The following is a 17,720-nucleotide window of genomic DNA, read 5'->3' on the forward strand; positions in this document are numbered from 1 at the left end:
AGCTTTCATAAAATTATAGCGCTTGCAATGGGTGTTTGTCAACTTTCGCTGAGCCCTTCATTAAGCCAGGCCCCATGTAAGCAAAAGCGCCTGGGCAAATCCAATTACGGCTCCCAAAACTGCCCCCATTGCCTCAATGTATTTCAGTTCCCGACCCGCAATGGTAAACACCAGGCCTTCAATCTTTTGCCAGTCCATGCCCAGCAGTTGTTCTTCAATCAGTTTGGCAATGTTCAATTTGGCGAGCAAATCGCCGGTCAATTCCGGGCCGCTGGCGGCAAGCATTTTCTCCACTTCCCGGACAATAATCTGAGCAACTAACTGGATTATGGAGTCGCGAACCCCGCCGGGAACCAGGGCAAAGGCCCTGCTGCTGCCAATGCGGGCTATAACCGCTTTGCTAACTGCCTCGGCAAAGGAATGGCGGGTTTCAGGAGCGCTGATGGCCGCGGCAATTTGCCCGTGGGACAGCAATTCTTTGGCGACAATACCGCCGACTGCGGCGGCCAATACTTGCCGGCGCCGGGGAATTACACCCTGTACCACAAGTTTGCCTAGTTTAAATGGTTTTCTCGGCCAAAACAGAAATTTTATCGCCAAATAATTGGTAAACCAGCCGATACCAGCGCCCAATGCCGGAAACAAAAAATAATAAACCACCGACAATCATTCCCTTCTAGGAAATAATACATCGGCGGTCTAGAATATGCAAGCTATTCAAGACAACGTTCGCACCCCAGACATAGGCAGACCCGGTCATCAAAAATACTGTTGATGGTGGTCAGAAGTTCATCATCTGTGGCAAACTTCGTTGCATGGACGATGACCCGTTGGGGAGCTGCTGTCACCAAAGTGCTGACGATGGCATCTATCCCCTCCAAGTCAGCCACAGCTTCCCGATGAATTGGGCTAAAATCCGGGTCATAAAGCACCAATTCCCGCTTAATGCGCAGGAGGTGAACTTCCGGGTATCGGGGTTCCTGAATTTCCACAAAATACTTCAGAAGATTAATAAAATCCTGATACTCCTGCTCTATCAGATAATCATCTGCGCTTTGATTTATCAGAGTTAGCAGGTCACGCTGATATTCCTGCAGTCGAAAACGCAAAAATCCTTCAACATTAATTTGGCCTTCTATACTAAGATAATCCTCAATCTTTTGAAATATCGCCTGTCTCCGACTCTCTCCGGTTAACACCTCTTCCCGCAGTAAACGTTGACGCACTTTATCGCAAATTATCTCGATTTCTTCAGCCTTGAAATGCGGGTGATGTAGTCTAGCAAGTTTTTTCAGTAACACCGGCTCCAATTCCGTAACTATATAATCGGCCAGCATCTGAGCAGTAAGCCGCTCTAAATTTCGCAATTGGTTGCCATTCTCAGTTTTACAATCCCACACAGTGATTTTGCCTGTGGAAGTCTCGTTAAACTCTTGTAAAAGCCCATTGCGCTGCCAAGATTCAACCTGCTGAACAAGCCGTCGTCTGAGAGCTTCGGGGTTGGCAGATTCGGTTCCAATCCAAATTGCCTCCATAAAGCAAAAACCCCCTTTTGATTTCAGGTCGTAATTAGTATATGCAAAGAATGCAGTCGCTAATAATGCATATTGATGGGCATTATTAGTTAAGGCGTCAATAATTGTTTAATGAAGCCAGATAATCCAGTGGTTTTGTAACACCTTATTCTTTGACGCCGTTCATTGTGTTAAATCGCTTCCAAAAACTTATAAAAAATGAGCAGGAAACCTGGGTTTGCCATAGAAATTAAACAGGTAACGGAAAAAGGAGGTGACCTATGTTCATTAAAAAACACAGAAAATTATTCATCATTTTTTTAACAGGTCTTATCTTGTTGGGACTGATTATAGGCTTTACCAGCCTCAACGCTTATAATATACGCCGATCGGAGCTCTATGTTTATCTAAGTGATTTGGACCGAAAGCTGGAAAAACTACAGCAATCGGTGACCGCAAGCCCGGAATCCCAGCCGGATTTGCTGGAAACAATTGACTCAATTAGAGCATACAACAATTCGGTGACAAACAATCTCAATCTCTTGGAGCGTAGCACTCTGCGCCGGGAGCTAACTGAGCTAACCCTGGATGCCGTGCTAATAACCGCGCTGGAGACGATCTATTTGCGTCATTCCCGTGGCTTAGACAGCAACCGTGAACATGAATTTATTGCCCGTGTTGAAACTTTACTGCAAGAGAACTCCAGAGTGTTAAGCGAAGCCCGGCAGATAAAGTCTGGAACCTTTGGTCGCCTGCTTGTGCCACTGAACGTGGAAGTTCTTGCCGAAAATTATCAGCAGATTAACAGGTTGGCCACCTTCTACATGCGCTACAACCGTTTACCGGAGGAACTGGCACCGGTGCACCTAGATCAACTGGAAGTCCAGATAAGGGAAATCTGGGGTGCTGAAACGGCCATCGTCGACTTTCCCGATCATTTAAATCGCAATATCGATCAAGGCTTCACCTATGTTTTTGAAATTCGTGACCAGGGCCAACGGATCCAGGGGCAGGTGGATGCCTATTCAGGACAAATCCTTTTCCTGGGACGAGATGTTATCGAATACGAAACCGACGGCGAAACTCACCCCATGTACCCACTTCAAGAAGATCTGAAGGCGCTGCTGACCCGAATGTATGGTCCCGAATACACATTTTCGATAACCCCTAAGAGCATCAACCATGAGCTAGAGGTCGAAGCGGGCGCCCAACTCTACACCTTTGCCATTGAGCCCCGCTTAAACGGTTATCGTCTGGAAACCAGGCCGCTTTTAGCCAGATTCGATGCCTATACTGGTAAACTTGTAGCCCTGACCCCTAGTATTTCGGTGCCTGATAATCCTGTAAACACTGAGATTACAATCAACCGCGCCGCTGCCCGTCAGGTTATTGCTAAAGAAGCCGAGTTCCGTGAGACTGTTATCATCCCTTCACGGGTTTCCGGAGACTGGGTGCTGGCCCATATGTTCAATGCCGGCGGCGATCAGATTTATGTAGATGCCCAAAGCGGTGAACGAGTTTATTATAATCCTGCAAAAATAGTGCCCTGACGGGCACTATTTTTTAAAACAAAAAAGCCCCTATGGGCTTTAAATTACAAAATGGTGGGTCCGGCGCGATTTGAACGCGCGACTTCTACCCTGTCAAGGTAGCACTCTCCCGCTGAGTTACGGACCCATTTTGCCGTGCATTGACTATTTTATAGATTTTATTATTCTTTGTCAAGAACAAAAGACGTTCAATATCTACCATCATTTTAGATTGACAGTCACAAGTATGAGGGTTGTATATTTACACATGTATCTTGCCTTTGCTGGCAGCAAAAACTAAAATAGATTGTGAAAGAGGTGAACGAAAATGGAAAAACAAACTACAGAATTGGCCACATTTGCCGGCGGTTGCTTTTGGTGTATGGTCTCGCCTTGGGAGGATATGCCCGGAGTGCTGCAGGTTATTTCCGGTTACACAGGCGGCCATAAAAACAATCCCACCTATGAAGAGGTCTGCGCCGGCAATACCGGCCACCGGGAGGCCATACAAATTACCTTTGATCCCGCGCAAATTAATTATAAGGAATTGCTCGATACTTTCTGGCAGCAGATTGACCCAACAGATCCCGGCGGACAATTTGTCGACCGGGGCACATCATACAAAAGCGCCGTTTATTACCACAATCAGCGGCAGCGGGAAATCGCGGAAGCAGGCAAACAGGAGCTGGCCGCCAGTGGTCGCTTTGACAAGCCAATTGTGACCGAAATCCTGCCGGCAGAGAAATTCTGGCCCGCCGAGGAGTATCACCAGGATTTCCACAAGAAAAATCCTGACCACTATAAGACCTACCGTAAAAGCTCAGGCAGGGACATTTTTTTGAAAAAGGTCTGGAAAAAGTGAAAAAAGTCAAGCCCCTGACCGAATTCGTTACCCGGGAAAACGGCACTGAACCGCCCTTTACCAATGAATATTGGGATAACGAGCGAGACGGATTGTACGTTGACATCAACTCCGGCAAACCCCTGTTCAGTTCACGGGATAAATTTGACGCAGGTTGCGGCTGGCCCAGCTTTACAAAGCCAGTGGATAAAACGACAATCGCGGAAAAAACCGATACCAGCCACGGAATGATAAGAACAGAAGTGCGCAGTCGCTCTTCAGACTCCCACCTGGGCCATGTCTTTACTGACGGCCCCGGTCCCGATAAACTTCGCTACTGCATTAACTCCGCTGCGCTCCGGTTCATTCCAAAAGAGGACCTGGAGGCGGAGGGCTACGGCGAATACCGGTAGCTCTTTGAGTAATCAGCCAAGATAAATAAACACAACCGGTTTTTACGTCGGTTGTGTTTATTTTTGCTATTCGGGACTGCCAGGCAAAACTGGTTTGCTGAGCCCTTTTTTCAGCAACCGGGAAAACCAAAAAAACCCGATGCTGGCAAAGGTAAGATCGGAAAGCGCCAGCGCCCACCATATCCCGCTGGCCCCTAAGCCGGTGCGAATCAGCACAAAAGCTAGGGGAATTCCCACCAATCCAAGGCGGAACAGGTTTATAACCAGAGCAGGCAATGCCCGGCCCAGTCCCTGGAAGGATGAGGATGTGACAATTCCTAAACCCAAAAAAACGTAGAAAAGCGGCACAATGCGCAGATAGGAAACCGTGGCGTCGAATACATCCGGCTCGTCAGTAAACAAGCTGACAAAGAATTCAGGCACCAGTAACACAACAATTGCCACTGAACCCAACGAGACCAGGGCAGCCAACAACCCTGTTTTCCAGATTTGCACCACCCGGTCGTACAGACGTGCGCCATAATTTTGGCCAATCATTGTCAGGGTGGCAATGGAAATGCTCTGCCCCGGCATGAATGCAAGGGAGTCAATGCGAAACCCCAGCCCCAGGGCGGCAACAACATGGGGGCCAAACTGGTTGGCCAGATAGTTATAGACAAACATTGTCAGCGACAACATTGCCATTGAGATTGAGGAAGGAAAGCCAATGCGCATAATGCTGCCCACCACTTCCCAATCCCAGGAGAAGCGAAACCGCAAAACTATAGAGGAACGCCCCATGTAGAAATGACTGATAATCAGAATCAGGCCAATGCCGCGGGCCAGCATCGTCGCCAGTGCGGCACCGGCAACACCTAGAGCTGGAACTGGGCCGAGGCCAAAGATAAACAGCGGGTCCAGGAAGATGTTAATCACAGTGGCAAACCCAAGGATCAATGTAGATGACTTCATGTCGCCTTCACCCCGCAACACTCCGTCCAAAGCCATATAGAAGAAAAATACTGGGTTACCGGCGAGAATGATTTGCGTGTAGGCAACTGCATAATCCAGGGACAGTCCCTGCCCCCCCATCAATTCCAGAAGCGGACGCGCCAAAGCGGTGCCGACAATCCCAGAAAATATTCCCAGCGTCAATGATAAGGCCATTGCCTGACCGGCAATCCGATTGGCCCGGGCACGATCACCGGCGCCAACGGCCTGGGCAACCAAAGAGCTGGTGCCGATGGCCACTGCATTGCCCAGGGCCAGCACAATAAAGAACACCGGCAAATTCATGCTGACCGCGGCGATTGCTTCTTGCCCCAGTCGGCTGACAAACCAGGTATCCACCAGGTTAAAGGCCGTCTGCAGCACATTGGCGGCCAAAATCGGCAGGGCTAGGGTCAGCAGGCCCCGTAGTACTGAACCAGTGAGCAATTTATTATCAGCCTGCATAACATCATCTCCTTCAAACATACGAACCAATTTTATACCATATTCCACGCGGAGTAAATGTTATATTAAAAGATTAAAATTTGCTTATTTTGGTTGTCACTACAGATAGCCAATGATATAATAAACCCGAAATGTGACTGGGCAGTCATATTTCGGGAGGTGGTTATTTGCCAACAAAGACCTTCTTTAATCTTGCTGAACATAAACGCAAACGTATTTTCCAGGAGGCCCTGGCCGAATTCGCCCAAGATCCCTATGAACAAGCATCGCTCTCTGAAATTGTGCAGCGACTCGGCATCGCCAAGGGCAGCATGTACCAGTATTTCCAGGACAAAAAAGATTTGTATAAATATGTGATCGGTTATGTTTACCAACAGAAGCGCGAGTATCTCCAGCCGGTTTGGGAACAGGATACAGACTTCTTCGCCCTGGTCAAAAGCTACTACATGCGATCCTGGCAATTCGCCCGCGAACATCCCTGCTATCAGCAGGTAATCTCAAATTTTTGGGACAGTCGCGATGAACAGGTGCGGGAAGAAATCCTCCGGGAAAAGCAGATTCGTAACACTGAGTTCTATGGAATTCTGCAACAGTGGTTGCAGACAGGTTTGATTTCCAGTGAAATCACCCCGGAAGCGGCCTGGTTTGTCTATCATGCAGTCGGCCGGGCGCTGATTGACAACTTTGTCGACGAAAACGTCGACCTTCAATCCCATGAATCTTTGATTGAATCGGTGCTGGCTGTGCTGGAATTGGGATTGAGGACACGAAAGGAGTGCAGATAATGCGCAAACCCTTTATATCGCTGATACTAATCGTCCTGGTGGGGCTGACCGCCTGCACCGCTAGTAACGGAGAGGGCGCGGGCATAACTGTAGCGATTCCCGCTGACCCCGATGGTTTTCATCCCCACCACTCTGTAGCTGCCGCCAGCGCGGAAATTGCGTTTAATATTTATGAAGGTCTGGTGAAGGCCGGCGCCGATGGCTCTGTCCAACCGGCCCTGGCTGAGGAGTGGTCGATATCCGCAGACGGCCTCACCTATGAATTCACGCTTCGCCCCGATATCATGTTCCACAACGGTCGCCCCTTGGAGGCAGAAGACGTGATCCATTCCCTGGGGCGCTTGTTTGACGAGGAAGTGACTGCCAAAGCGCGGGAATTTGCAGCGGTAGACACACTGGAAGCCGCTGGAGACAAGATTATTATCACCCTCTCCCGGCCCGACGCCGCGTTTCTAGCCCTCCTCACCGAATTTGGCGCCAGCATTTACCCCCGGGAGGCCGAGGAACAACTAGATACCCGACCAGTGGGCACCGGACCGTTTGTGCTCACCGACTGGCAGCCCAACAATCGTCTGGAATTGACCCGGTTCGAACATTACTGGCAGGACGGGCTGCCGCTGTTGGATACAGTAACTTTGCAAATCATTCCCGATCCCAATACGGCAGTGACCAATCTGCGCACCGGCCATGTTGATTTGATTCCCCGGCTGGAACCAGATTACATGCATCAGGTTGAGGAGGAACCGGGGCTAAAATTTGTCGAGGGCCCGATGAATCTGGTGCAGCTTTTGGCAATCAACAACGCCCGGGAACCCTTTGACAATCTTCTGGTACGTCAGGCAATCAATTATGCCATTGACCGGGAAGAAATTATCGAAGGGGCAGCCTGGGGCTATGGAACTATGGTCGGCACAAACCTCTCGCCGGCTATGGGCGAGTGGTATAACCCCGAAGTCGATGAAATCTACTCCTACTCGCCGGAGAAAGCCCGGGAGTTGCTGGCGGAGGCCGGTTATGCCGACGGGTTTAGCGCGGTGCTCCACTTACCCGCCCCCTACCCGCTGCATATCAACGCCGGACAGATTCTTGCCCATCAGCTAGAACAGGTTGGCATTGAATTAAGTCTGGAAATCATCGAATGGTCCACCTGGTTGGAGCAAATTTATCAAAACCGAGATTTTGAGCTAACGGTAATTGGTTTCACCGGTAAACTAGACCCCCATTCAATCATCGGTCGCTATCAAAGCGACTCCAGCCGCAACCTTAACAATTTCGATAACGATGAATACGATTCGCTAATCCGTCAGGGCCTGGAAGCAACTGACCCGGCCGAACGGCAGGAAATCTACCGTCAGGTCCAGGAGATCCTTGCCCTAGATGCAGCAGCAGCTTTCATTATGGACCCCAATCAAATCGCGGTAATGGCTGGGGACATCGAGGGTTGGCAAAACTACCCTGTTTATGTTCTCGATCTCGCCGCCCTCTCACGGCGCTAAAGCATGCAGTATATGCTAAAAAAAACTGTGGGGATGCTGGTAACTCTGGTTTTAATCAGCATCCTCACATTTCTCATCCTCTTCCATTTGCCCGGCGATCCCGCTGTTTTAATCCTCGGCCTGGAGGCAAGCCCGGATGCCCTGGAGCAGGTGCGCAGCCAGCTGGGACTAAATCTACCGGTTTGGGAGCAATACTGGCACTGGGCCCGCGGCGTGCTGGGGGGAGATTTCGGCAGTTCCCTGACCTTCAGTCGTGGCTACCCGGTGGCCGAATTGATTCGTTCCGGACTGCCGGTGACAATTTCACTGGCTATGGCGGCGGTTGTCCTGGCGCTGCTGCTGTCAATTCCATTGGGCATTGTCTGCGCCAGTAATCGAAACAGCCGTCTGGACAGCGCTATTCTCTCCATCAGCCAAATTGGCCTTTCTTTGCCTGCGTTTTGGGTTGGAATTATATTAATACAGATTTTTGCGCTTCGCTTGGGCTGGCTGCCCCCTGGCAACATGCCCGCCTGGTCGGTTAATCCTCTGGGCGCCGGCGTCGCTCTGATCTTGCCGGCCCTGGCCCTGGCCCTGCCCCGGGCTGCTATCTTGACCCGAGTGGTGCGCTCGGCAATGCTGGAAGTTTTGGGCGAGGACTATATCCGCACTGCCCGCAGTAAAGGACTTAGCGAGCAATTGGTTGTATATAAGCATGCGTTACGTAACGCTTTGGTAGCGATCAGCACCGTGGCCGGCATCCACCTGGTTCAGTTGGTCGCAGGAACAGTGGTGATTGAGCAGGTGTTTTCGCTGCCTGGCTTGGGACGGATGGTTTTGTCAGCTGTGCTGCTCCGGGACCTGCCCCTGGTCCAGGGCCTGGTATTTGTCGGCGCCAGCCTGGTCCTTCTGGTTAATTTTAGCCTCGATTTGATTTATCCGCTGCTGGACCCGCGGATAACCCAGGTGCGCTATGATTAGGGCCTGCAACCGCCAGTTGTTGGCTGGCATTATTCTCGTTGGCCTGATGACACTCCTAACGATTGTTGGATATTTCTATACACCCCACTCGCCCAATGAAATGGAAATCTCCCGACGCCTGGAGGCGCCCTCGGGCCAGCACCTGTTGGGGACAGATAATTATGGCCGGGATATTCTCAGCCGAATTATGGTTGGCGGCCGTCCCGCCTTCCAGGCCGGTCTGGTGGCTGTAGCCCTGGGTCTGTCGCTGGGGATTTTATGGGGTGCCCTGGCCGGTTATTATCGGGGCTGGCTTGAAGAGTTGCTAATGCGCCTGGCCGATGGATTTTATGCTTTGCCGGCAATTCTCATGGCCCTGCTGGCGACCACCCTCTTCGGACCAGGCCAGGCCAGCATCCTGGTGGCAGTGGCCGTCGCCAATGTTCCAATCTTTGCCCGCATTACCAGGGCCAGCTTCCTCTCCCTCCGGGAGCGAGAGTTTGTTGACGCAGCCCGGGCCCTGGGGTTATCCAACCGGCGCATTATTTTCCGGCACATCTTGCCCAATGCCCTTTCACCTTTGCTGGTTCAGGCCAGCGTCAGCTTTGCAGCCGCTGTGCTGGCCGAGGCCTCCCTCAGCTACCTGGGGCTAGGCACCCAACCGCCCGATGCCAGTTGGGGCAGGATGCTCCGGGAAGCCCAGGCCTTTGCCGATCATGCGCTTGGAAGCGCCCTCTATCCTGGAGTTGCAATCGCCCTGACCGTTCTTGGCTTTAACCAATTGGGCGACGGCCTCAGGGACATTCTAGACCCGAGACTGAAATAGCTGTCTTCAGGCAGCTATTTTTATTTACACTAATTGCAGGAAAACACTGCCTGGTTGCTGAATCTTATTACTCATAATATCTTACAGGGGAGGATGTCATGAAAATGATGATTGTTAAGGAAGGGCTCCGTCGATGACAACGGCGCAGGGAGGTAAAAAGGCGCCGAACACTGAAAACGGCCAAGACGAGAAAAAGTTCTCCTACGCGAAAATCTGGTGGATTGGCTTTGGCTTCCTGGGTGTTCAGCTGGCATTCACCGCTTACAATGGTTTTTTGCCCCTGATGTACCGCGAGTTCTTTGACTCCCGATTCCTTGTCGGTCTGCTAATGGGCACCGATAACCTGATTGGCCTACTGCTTATACCAATAATCGGCGCCTGGTCCGACCGGATCAACTCACCCCTGGGCCGACGCCTGCCCTTCATTGTCATAGCAACTCCTATCGCGGCCCTGACCTTCTTTGCTATTCCCTTCGCTGCCGCTATGCTCTGGACGCTGATTATCACTGAAGTAGTGTTTACCGCCGCGATGCATTCATACCGGGGCCCTGTCATCTCACTGATGCCCGACCACACCCCGCCGGAAAAACGTTCCCCCGCCAATGGCATCATCAATCTGATGGGCGGTATCGGGACCTTGATCAGCTTCGCAGTCCTAGCGCCCCTCTATGATGTCGATCCGCGGTTGACCTTTGGTATCAGCTCCGTCGTTCTGTTCCTGACTTTAATTATTGTCTGGCTAACTGCCGATCGGCACCCGCCCTATATCGATAACTCGCCCCGGGCATCAACTAACCCGATTAAGGACGCGGTCCATGGGATTGGCATCCTACTGCGGCCAGCCAACTTTGGTCAGTTTCTGATTCTTGCGGCGATGCTGGCATATTTTATTGGCTATGCCGGTCTGAACAATATGTTCCCGATTTATGGGGTAGAGACCCTGGGCGTCACCGAAGGCACTGCCAACTTCATTCTTACTTCCTTTGCAGGTTCTTTTATCGCTTTCGCGCTGGTAGCGGGGACGATTGGCTCCCGCATCGGTAAAATCCCTGCCATGTTATGGGGCCTGGTAATCGTACCGATTCTGTTTTTACTGGCGATTCCAGTCCGCGATCCCTGGGTAATTGCCGGGATCTTTGTGCTGGGTGGCTTTGGCTGGGCGATGGTCAATGTTCAGGCTATGCCGCTGATCGCCGATTTTGGCGGCCGCGACCAAATTGGATTCTATATCGGACTCTATTATGTTTTTACGATGATCGGCCAGATGATTGGCCCCTCCATCCTCGGTCTTGCCATGGACCTAGTAGGTAACAGCGGTATGTTCATCGCTGGCGCCACCTTCTTCTTCCTAGGCTTCCTGTTGCTGCGCGCTGGCCAGCACCGCCTGCAGGCAGATCCCGAGCAACTGGCCCGCAAGGCCCACTAATTATTTCTACACATCCAAAACTCCCGCCGCGAGCGGGAGTTTTATTTAGAGGACGACAGCGCGCCAGGCCGCTTCGGGGTCGCCGTTACATTGCTGTGTAAGCTTACGCTGCAGTGAGCGCTGGTAGTATTCAGCGACAACCGCCCCGGGCACGGCAAAGCCGAGGTTAGCAACCGGCACATTCTTGCCCTGGCCGGTCCAGACTTCTTTGAAAGTTGGCAAGCCCACCAGACGGCCGAGATCGTCGAACAGTCCCCCCCCGGAATTCCCGGGATTGATGGACGCATCGGTCTGCACATAGGACCGATTATTTACTTCCCGGTTTAGGTAAGAAACAATACCGCGTGTGATTGTATGCTTGTTGCCCAAGGGGTGCCCAATCGCATAAACATCCTGGCCTACATAGACCTCAGGTGCAATTTCCACCCCGTAATAGCGATCGTCCGGCGTCACTTTGATAATCGCCACATCCTGCTCATATTCACCGGTGATAAACTCCGCCTCCGCCTCACTGCCCCAGGCAGTCCGCACCAAAAGCCGGTTGCACACACCCCGGCCGTCGGAGATGACATGGGCATTTGTAGCGATATGGCCATTGCTGTCCAGCATCACCCCGGAGCCAAAGCCGCCGCAGGCGTGAATTGTTACAACCCGTTCGGCCATCGCTTCCAGCCGGCGCTGGCGCAGGCCATATATCTTTGCAAAATCCTCGTTGTCACCGGGGCTCGCTGAGAGCGCAAGTTTAAGTTCTTCCCGGTACATTTCTTGAATCGATTCCAAACTGATTCCTCCTCTCGCTTCCACTATATGCGGCACTTGTCTACGGTGTCAGGCATAACCAACGCAAATTCGCCGTAATAATGAGCGAGGTGAGAATGATGGATATCTATGATGAGGAGTATATCCGGGAACAAGCCCGACTGGCGGCGCGCAAAGACGCCCAACCGCCTCCAAGCCAAAAAAACAACCGCCCCTGGCTTACCTGGGCGGTGATGTTACCGCTATTTATCTACACAGTCTATGTGTTGGCGGAGGTTATCGGTATTCGCCTATCGGTATTTATGGAACAGGACTTCCTGGGCTTCGCCCTGGCGCTGACGCTGCTGTTTATTTGGTTACTCCGCCGCAAGTGAGTCGGATAATTGAGCAATCTGAGCGCTGAGCTCTTCTGAGAGCAGGTAGAAGCGATTGCGCTCAGTTCCATCAGTCAACAGAACCTCGGTCAAATCTTCCCTGATCCGGTTCATTCGAACTATCCGGCTGTCTTCGGTAACCAAGGTCAGGCGATGGGTGGCGCGTCCGCTTCTGGCCTGAGAGCGGATTTGAGCATCATTAAACGCCTGGAGCAAAGATTTCACTTGCTCCCCATAGGCAGCTGGTAAATAATCCCCGGTGGTGCGCAAAAGAATGATCTCTTCCGCCTCCAGATGCAGGGCTTTGCCGCCACATCCCGCCAGCATCAGGACCAGTAAAATGCAGACAATTGTTTTCAGTCGCACAGGCGACCACCTCCTGGTCTAAATATAGCCCCGAACCAAAATATTATTCATTGCCCTTAAATATGACACAGGCATGCGGTATACTGGGGGCGGAGGTGTTTACATGGCTCTTCGCTTTCGCAGAAGCATACGGATAGCCAAAGGAGTGCGGATAAATTTAAGCAAAGGCGGTATCGGTGTCAGCGCCGGTGTCCCCGGCGCCCGGGTTGGCACGGGGCCCCGGGGAGCGTACACCTCGGCCGGCATTCCCGGCTCCGGGATTTATGCTATCAATTATCATGGTAAAGGCAAACGGACAGTAGCTGGACAAACTCAGACCCGCCAGGTCCGGCAACAGACTGGACAACCCTATCAATCGGCTTTTGCCCTCAGTCCCCCCAAAGGCTTGAATTGGTATGTGGGCCCCCTAGGAATTGGCATACTCACATTTGTCCTCTTGGTCTCCCTCAATTGGATGAGTTTGATCGGGATACCCGCCACCATCCTCTGGTTCCGCAGCGCGCGCAACTCCGCATCTGCCCGGGCCCGCAGACATTGGCTGCAAGCAGTATCCCTTGAAAAACAAGGAGAGTTTGACAGCGCCCTGGAACAGCTCCAGATGGTGGCAGAACTGCTCCCCCAGGCAGACTTAACTGCTCCTATGGCAAAAATTGCCCTGGAAGCGCAAAACACAGACCTGGCTTTAGACCTTTTTGACCAATGGCTGCCCGCTGCCAAGCCCAAGCAACTGGTGGAGGCCGCTCTGCTCCTGATGGAAGCGGAACAGTGGGAAAAGGCGGTGACAGTCTTCCAACGTCTGCCCGATGATATCAGGCAAAATATCATTGTGATTAACCTCCAAGCCCACTGCTTGCTGGAAGCCGGGAAGCCCAAAATTGCCCTGGAACTGCTCAGGACCGGCCCCACCCGGCGCCGGAAGATGGACCCGGACCTGGTGGAGTTTCGTTATCTACTGGGCAAAGCAATGATTCTCAGCGGCCAGAAGGCGCGGGGCAAAGATCAACTGCGCCGGGTGCTGGCGGTGGATATGGATTATAAGGACGCAGCCGAACTCTTAGCGGCTGCAGAGTAAAGAACGGCCTGCCGACCTGGCAGGCTGTTTCGTTTGTAACGGATGTATCCCGGCATTGCTTAGTATTCGGGATTGGTCAGAGTGCCGATACGACGGAGGTTTACTCTGACCTCCAGAGATATTTCCGCATTCTCGTAGTAATCACACCATTCTTCCACGCCGCTGAACCACTTGGGATGCTGAACACGGACAAAGCGCCCAAGGCCAAGGATATCTGAGCGCCAGCGCTGGGTTCTGCGCAGCATATCCAGAGCGTTACCCTGAATATCCCGGGCGAGCTGGGTTTCTATTTCATCAAAAATACCATCCTCTAGAGCATCTAGCTTTGCATTCATATCGAGGATATCGATGTCTGCCTCTAGCGAGACATGAAAATGCACCCTGTTGTCAATTATTTTAGAACGAACCTTGCGGTTTGCCCGTTTAATAAGAACTGAGGTGAGCACATCATTTTGTCCCGCCACATCCACCTGTGTGTAGAATCTGCTCCTCCTAGGCTGCTGTGTAAGCATCAAATAATGCGGTATATCGCTATCGCCAAGATTCCCCACCATTGAGCCGGATGCGTCCATTACTGCCAGTCCGGAAATTAAAAGGCCTGTTCTATCGTCTTCATGACCGGTAATTTCCACTAATGGCACCACAGAACTTATACCTGGATCGGACTGTCGGAACCAGTATCTAGAGGCTGTGACATGAGGAATCAGGCCGTTGTTTACATTCTTTTCCAATAAATTCATCAAATACACTGCAACCCGTGTTTCTTCTGACGGCTCAAGCTGCAACACATATTGAGCCGGGTCTCCCCGAACAATGGCCAGTGAAGCGTTGGGATTCATGTCCATTTGTTGGTCAACTTCCACCATAACCTCATGCATGCGTCCGGTCCTGGCCATTTCCTCGCTAAATACCAGCACGCCAACCTGACCCAAAACCAGAAAGTTCTGGTGTTGGCGTTGCGCATTAAAATATGCCTGGGAAAAAGTATATCCCTGGACAGTTGTTTTGTTGGTCGAGTGGGTGGCTGTATCAGAAAATACCGGGTTTGTAGTAGTGACAGTTAACAGCTCTTTGTCCTCTTCATCCAAATCAAAGCCGATGGCAAAGGCCAAGGCCAATTCCTCAACAATTCGCAGGTCCCAGCAGCCTGAATTGAATAGCAGGGAACAACATAACAACCCCAAGATTAGACGCTTAATCAATCTTTTCCTCCTTACTCTCATCCAACCCCCGGATTTTTGCTACCAGCAGTAATAAGCCTGTCAAACCCAAAATTCCGAAAAGCCCCCACCTACCAATTTGGTCACCCAGTTCAAAAACCTCGCTTAACCGCTCGGGAATAATCGCCACGGCATAGACCACCGGCCAGGCCACCAGCGCCCAGATATCATGATAATGATGTCGGGTAAGCGTCGCCAAAGTAAATGTTCCTGCATAATATTGGATTGCTACGAGCCCAATCACCTGGGCAGTCCAGATAAACAGTACAAGATTATCCACCCTTTGAATAAATGGCAAAGTCCCCACACGCAAATAATTCATTAGTGGCCAGGTTTGCAAAAGTGTGTGCTCCACTCCCAACACACCAAAAGTAAGAAAAACATTTCCCGCATATAGAACTGTTATCACCGTCAGCGCCAGCAAAGTTATCCGCAAAACCCTATCTCGATTAATAATAAATGGAAAAAATACCAAAAGCACCTCAAACCCCAAAAAAGCAAAGCTTGCATCAGGTATAGCTGACAAAATTGCGGGCAAGCCCTCTGCCCCTACCGGCCGTAAGTTGAGAATGTCGAACTCTGCAAGGGGAACAAGGTAAACGAATATTACAGTGCCTGTCATATATACGACTAATTCCATCAACCGTCCCAGAGTAACCGCCCCCATGCGGCTGATGTAAACAACGGGAACCAAATTTGCCAACAAAAAAACGGGTTGCGGTGTCCATATCAAGGTCCAGGTTGTCGCAAGTTCAGTAAATATTCGGAGAGCTACCCCGCTAATGCCGATTGCATAAATAGCATACATAACAGAAACCAGTGCTCCCAAGGGCCGACCTAAAATCAGTACGCTGAACTCAGGCAATGTTTTGGTTGGAAATTTTCGGCACAACAACCAGACAAACGCGGCCATTGCCCAAGTTGCCGCCCCGGCAATTAATATACTGATCCAGCCATCTCTTCCCGCAGTTTCAGCAATAGTACGTGGTAGGGTTGTGATGCCGGCGCCGAGAATTGTACAGATAAGCACGGAGGCCCATTGAAAATCACTGAGTCCGTATTTTTTAGCGTCCCTCATCTTCATCTTCCTCAACTCCCTGCTGCCGGGTAATATTTTTCTCTGCGGTCAGTGCCGGGCGTTGACGCATCCAGCGCCAAGGGCGTCTGTATATATAGTCCCCCATATCCGAAATTCTCAGTGGTGCCACCGGTGACATGTACGGTACGCCCAAGGACTGGAGGTTACACAGATGGGCCAAAATCACCATCCAGGTGATCATGATTCCAAACCCTCAGAGATAACCCGCCATGACCAGGAGCGGAAAACGCAGAAAGCGAATCGCCAGGCTCGCTTCATAATTGGGAATACTGGAACCGGCCAAAAAAGATGTCGCCACCACTATCAATAGAACCGGGCTGACCAGCTGCGCGTCCACCGCCGCCTGGCCGAGAATCAAAGCGCCCACGATGCTCAAGGTAGGACCGATCGGCCCTGGCAGGCGAATACTGGCCTCCCGCAATAATTCCACCGCACCCTCCAGTAGCAGTGCCTCGGTAATTGGCGAAAAAGGTACCGCTTGCCGGGTCTCGGCAATGAAGACAATGATACCCTGTGGTATCATTTCATAATGATAAGAAACCACAGCCGTATAGGCCGCAGTGGCGGTCGTGCCGAGTATAATTCCGATAAACCGCATCATTCGGGCCAACGTGCCATAAATGGAGTGCATATAGTAGTCTTCAGGAAGCTGGAAAAAGTCTGCCGCCGTCACTGGTGCCAGTAAGACAAATGGGCTACCGTCGGCGATAATGGCAATTTTGCCCTGCAATAAACCGCCTACTACTTTATCAGGCCGCTCGGTGCTTAGAAACAATGGGAACGGCGTGATTGTCCGCTCAGTAATTAACTCTGCTGTGGCGCCGGGATCCAGAATGCCATCGATATCAATAGCCGCAAGGCGTTCCTTTATCTCTTCCACTGTGTCCAGATTGCACACATCTTCGATGTAAGCAACGGCGATTTTAGTCCGACTGCGTCGGCCCACCTCCCTACAATGAACTTTCAGGTTTGGGTCGGGCAGCCGGCGGCGGATGAGGGCCAGACTCATTTGAATGACTTCCGTGAATCCCTCCCGGGGCCCCCGAATCAGCCTTTCCTGGATGGGCTCCTCGATGCCTCGCGACGGCCAGTTTTTGGTATCAATCATCGTAACTTCGGCGTAGCCGTCAAGTATTATTGCAACCTTACCTTGGAGAATATCGTTAGCAAATTCTCCAATGCGGGTAAAGGTGCTGCTCTCCCCCACCGCTAGCAAATCTGCTATATGCCGGACTTGTTCGTTCTGTTGTTTGACCTCCAGTAGCTTGCTCACAATATCCCGGTTCAGAGTACTGCTATCCACCAGACCCTCAACATAGAGAATGAGCGCCTGGCGCATGCCCATGGCCGGTACGACAACTTTCTTATACTTCACGTCATCGCAGTCTTTATATAGATTGCGCAACAGCTGCTCATCTGTTTTGAGTTTACCGGTTAGCTTATCGGGCTTTTGGCTGGTATTAGCTTTACTTCCCCGGATGTTGGGCTTCAATCTTGCAAGCAACTTTTTCAGCACAAACTCACCCCCGTAATGCCTTCCACACGACTGCCCAGCATACATCCCGCTCCTTAACCAATTTGCATATAGTACCTTGCCCGTTTTATTCCGTTTACATACCCGTGTAAA

Annotated in this window: 19 protein-coding genes and 1 tRNA gene; 10 read left to right on the plus strand and 10 right to left on the minus strand. The window is 51.4% G+C overall.

Features of this window, described 5'->3' with window-relative positions:
* Positions 1–60 precede the first annotated feature (60 nt).
* Entirely contained in the window at positions 61–666 is a 606-nt protein-coding gene (locus tag FH749_12020; GenBank protein ID MTI96190.1) for a DUF445 family protein, read from the minus strand.
* Positions 667–713: 47 nt separating this feature from the next.
* Positions 714–1,535, minus strand: a complete 822-nt coding sequence (locus FH749_12025; protein ID MTI96191.1) for a hypothetical protein — start codon at positions 1,533–1,535, stop codon at positions 714–716.
* Positions 1,536–1,795: 260 nt separating this feature from the next.
* Between FH749_12025 and FH749_12030 the strand changes: the two genes are divergently transcribed.
* Positions 1,796–3,064 carry a hypothetical protein gene (locus tag FH749_12030; protein MTI96192.1) on the plus strand — a complete coding sequence of 423 codons (1,269 nt, stop codon included), beginning with the start codon at positions 1,796–1,798 and terminating at the stop codon, positions 3,062–3,064.
* 52 nt (positions 3,065–3,116) lie between these two features.
* Here FH749_12030 and FH749_12035 read toward each other — a convergent pair.
* Positions 3,117–3,191 (minus strand) — tRNA-Val (locus FH749_12035).
* A 180-nt stretch (positions 3,192–3,371) separates the two neighbouring features.
* Here FH749_12035 and msrA point away from each other — a divergent pair.
* Positions 3,372–3,905 carry a peptide-methionine (S)-S-oxide reductase MsrA gene (msrA, locus tag FH749_12040; GenBank protein MTI96193.1) on the plus strand — a complete coding sequence of 178 codons (534 nt, stop codon included), beginning with the start codon at positions 3,372–3,374 and terminating at the stop codon, positions 3,903–3,905.
* The gene (gene msrB, locus FH749_12045) at positions 3,893–4,297 is read left to right on the plus strand and encodes a peptide-methionine (R)-S-oxide reductase MsrB (GenBank protein MTI96194.1); all 405 of its coding nucleotides are present in this window, start codon (positions 3,893–3,895) and stop codon (positions 4,295–4,297) included. The genes msrA and msrB overlap by 13 nt, the downstream gene beginning before the upstream one ends.
* A gap of 66 nt (positions 4,298–4,363) precedes the next feature.
* Here msrB and FH749_12050 read toward each other — a convergent pair whose 3' ends face one another.
* A complete protein-coding gene (locus FH749_12050) occupies positions 4,364–5,779 on the minus strand; it encodes an MATE family efflux transporter (GenBank protein MTI96195.1) in 1,416 nt (471 codons plus the stop codon).
* Positions 5,780–5,868: 89 nt separating this feature from the next.
* Between FH749_12050 and FH749_12055 the strand changes: the two genes are divergently transcribed.
* The 5 genes from FH749_12055 (at position 5,869) to FH749_12075 (ending at position 11,203) form a co-directional block, all read left to right on the plus strand.
* The gene (locus tag FH749_12055) at positions 5,869–6,516 is read left to right on the plus strand and encodes a TetR/AcrR family transcriptional regulator (protein MTI96196.1); all 648 of its coding nucleotides are present in this window, start codon (positions 5,869–5,871) and stop codon (positions 6,514–6,516) included.
* Positions 6,516–8,012: a hypothetical protein gene (locus tag FH749_12060; protein MTI96197.1), complete on the plus strand. Its 1,497-nt coding sequence runs from the start codon at positions 6,516–6,518 to the stop codon at positions 8,010–8,012. Before FH749_12055 ends, FH749_12060 begins: the two co-directional genes overlap by 1 nt.
* Positions 8,013–8,015: 3 nt before the next feature.
* Positions 8,016–8,972: an ABC transporter permease gene (locus tag FH749_12065; protein ID MTI96198.1), complete on the plus strand. Its 957-nt coding sequence runs from the start codon at positions 8,016–8,018 to the stop codon at positions 8,970–8,972.
* Entirely contained in the window at positions 8,965–9,777 is an 813-nt protein-coding gene (locus tag FH749_12070; GenBank protein MTI96199.1) for an ABC transporter permease, read from the plus strand. Before FH749_12065 ends, FH749_12070 begins: the two co-directional genes overlap by 8 nt.
* A gap of 133 nt (positions 9,778–9,910) precedes the next feature.
* Positions 9,911–11,203 carry an SLC45 family MFS transporter gene (locus FH749_12075; GenBank protein MTI96200.1) on the plus strand — a complete coding sequence of 431 codons (1,293 nt, stop codon included), beginning with the start codon at positions 9,911–9,913 and terminating at the stop codon, positions 11,201–11,203.
* A gap of 45 nt (positions 11,204–11,248) precedes the next feature.
* Here the strand turns inward: FH749_12075 and FH749_12080 are convergent, their stop codons facing one another.
* A complete protein-coding gene (locus FH749_12080) occupies positions 11,249–11,983 on the minus strand; it encodes a trypsin-like serine protease (protein MTI96201.1) in 735 nt (244 codons plus the stop codon).
* 98 nt (positions 11,984–12,081) lie between these two features.
* Here FH749_12080 and FH749_12085 point away from each other — a divergent pair, with 98 nt between their 5' ends.
* On the plus strand, positions 12,082–12,336 hold the full coding sequence (locus FH749_12085; GenBank protein ID MTI96202.1) for a hypothetical protein: 255 nt from the start codon (positions 12,082–12,084) through the stop codon (positions 12,334–12,336).
* On the opposite strand, the gene FH749_12090 is transcribed toward FH749_12085, so the two are convergent.
* Positions 12,319–12,702, minus strand: coding sequence for a hypothetical protein (locus FH749_12090; protein ID MTI96203.1), 384 nt, complete (start codon positions 12,700–12,702; stop codon positions 12,319–12,321). The two genes, FH749_12085 and FH749_12090, sit on opposite strands and share 18 nt — an antisense overlap.
* Positions 12,703–12,805: 103 nt before the next feature.
* On the opposite strand from FH749_12090, the gene FH749_12095 reads away from it, so the two are divergent.
* Complete coding sequence (locus FH749_12095; protein MTI96204.1) at positions 12,806–13,774, plus strand: DUF4236 domain-containing protein; 969 nt, start codon at positions 12,806–12,808, stop codon at positions 13,772–13,774.
* Between the two features lie 59 nt (positions 13,775–13,833).
* Here FH749_12095 and FH749_12100 read toward each other — a convergent pair whose 3' ends face one another.
* The 4 genes from FH749_12100 to FH749_12115 are packed head-to-tail and all read right to left on the minus strand — an operon-like array spanning position 13,834 to position 17,654.
* Positions 13,834–14,997, minus strand: a complete 1,164-nt coding sequence (locus tag FH749_12100; GenBank protein ID MTI96205.1) for a Ger(x)C family spore germination protein — start codon at positions 14,995–14,997, stop codon at positions 13,834–13,836.
* The gene (locus FH749_12105) at positions 14,969–16,078 is read right to left on the minus strand and encodes a hypothetical protein (GenBank protein ID MTI96206.1); all 1,110 of its coding nucleotides are present in this window, start codon (positions 16,076–16,078) and stop codon (positions 14,969–14,971) included. The genes FH749_12100 and FH749_12105 overlap by 29 nt, the downstream gene beginning before the upstream one ends.
* On the minus strand, positions 16,059–16,274 hold the full coding sequence (locus FH749_12110) for a spore germination protein (protein ID MTI96207.1): 216 nt from the start codon (positions 16,272–16,274) through the stop codon (positions 16,059–16,061). The genes FH749_12105 and FH749_12110 overlap by 20 nt, the downstream gene beginning before the upstream one ends.
* Before the next feature lie 12 nt (positions 16,275–16,286).
* Complete coding sequence (locus FH749_12115; GenBank protein ID MTI96208.1) at positions 16,287–17,654, minus strand: spore germination protein; 1,368 nt, start codon at positions 17,652–17,654, stop codon at positions 16,287–16,289.
* Positions 17,655–17,720 lie beyond the last annotated feature (66 nt).

This window comes from Bacillota bacterium, assembly GCA_009711825.1.
Lineage (GTDB): Bacteria > Bacillota > Proteinivoracia > UBA4975 > VEMY01 > VEMY01.

What these genes read in the sequence shown, in the direction of transcription:
- FH749_12075 (MTI96200.1), top strand. Translation starts at nt 9,911, where the DNA reads ATGACAACGGCGCAGGGAGGTAAAAAGGCGCCGAACACTGAAAACGGC.
- msrA (MTI96193.1), top strand. Translation starts at nt 3,372, where the DNA reads ATGGAAAAACAAACTACAGAATTGGCCACATTTGCCGGCGGTTGCTTT.
- FH749_12060 (MTI96197.1), top strand. Translation starts at nt 6,516, where the DNA reads ATGCGCAAACCCTTTATATCGCTGATACTAATCGTCCTGGTGGGGCTG.
- FH749_12100 (MTI96205.1), bottom strand. Translation starts at nt 14,997, where the DNA reads ATGAGAGTAAGGAGGAAAAGATTGATTAAGCGTCTAATCTTGGGGTTG.
- FH749_12030 (MTI96192.1), top strand. Translation starts at nt 1,796, where the DNA reads ATGTTCATTAAAAAACACAGAAAATTATTCATCATTTTTTTAACAGGT.
- FH749_12110 (MTI96207.1), bottom strand. Translation starts at nt 16,274, where the DNA reads ATGATCACCTGGATGGTGATTTTGGCCCATCTGTGTAACCTCCAGTCC.
- FH749_12095 (MTI96204.1), top strand. Translation starts at nt 12,806, where the DNA reads ATGGCTCTTCGCTTTCGCAGAAGCATACGGATAGCCAAAGGAGTGCGG.
- FH749_12025 (MTI96191.1), bottom strand. Translation starts at nt 1,535, where the DNA reads ATGGAGGCAATTTGGATTGGAACCGAATCTGCCAACCCCGAAGCTCTC.
- FH749_12105 (MTI96206.1), bottom strand. Translation starts at nt 16,078, where the DNA reads ATGAAGATGAGGGACGCTAAAAAATACGGACTCAGTGATTTTCAATGG.
- FH749_12115 (MTI96208.1), bottom strand. Translation starts at nt 17,654, where the DNA reads ATGTATGCTGGGCAGTCGTGTGGAAGGCATTACGGGGGTGAGTTTGTG.
- FH749_12070 (MTI96199.1), top strand. Translation starts at nt 8,965, where the DNA reads ATGATTAGGGCCTGCAACCGCCAGTTGTTGGCTGGCATTATTCTCGTT.
- FH749_12065 (MTI96198.1), top strand. Translation starts at nt 8,016, where the DNA reads ATGCAGTATATGCTAAAAAAAACTGTGGGGATGCTGGTAACTCTGGTT.
- FH749_12085 (MTI96202.1), top strand. Translation starts at nt 12,082, where the DNA reads ATGGATATCTATGATGAGGAGTATATCCGGGAACAAGCCCGACTGGCG.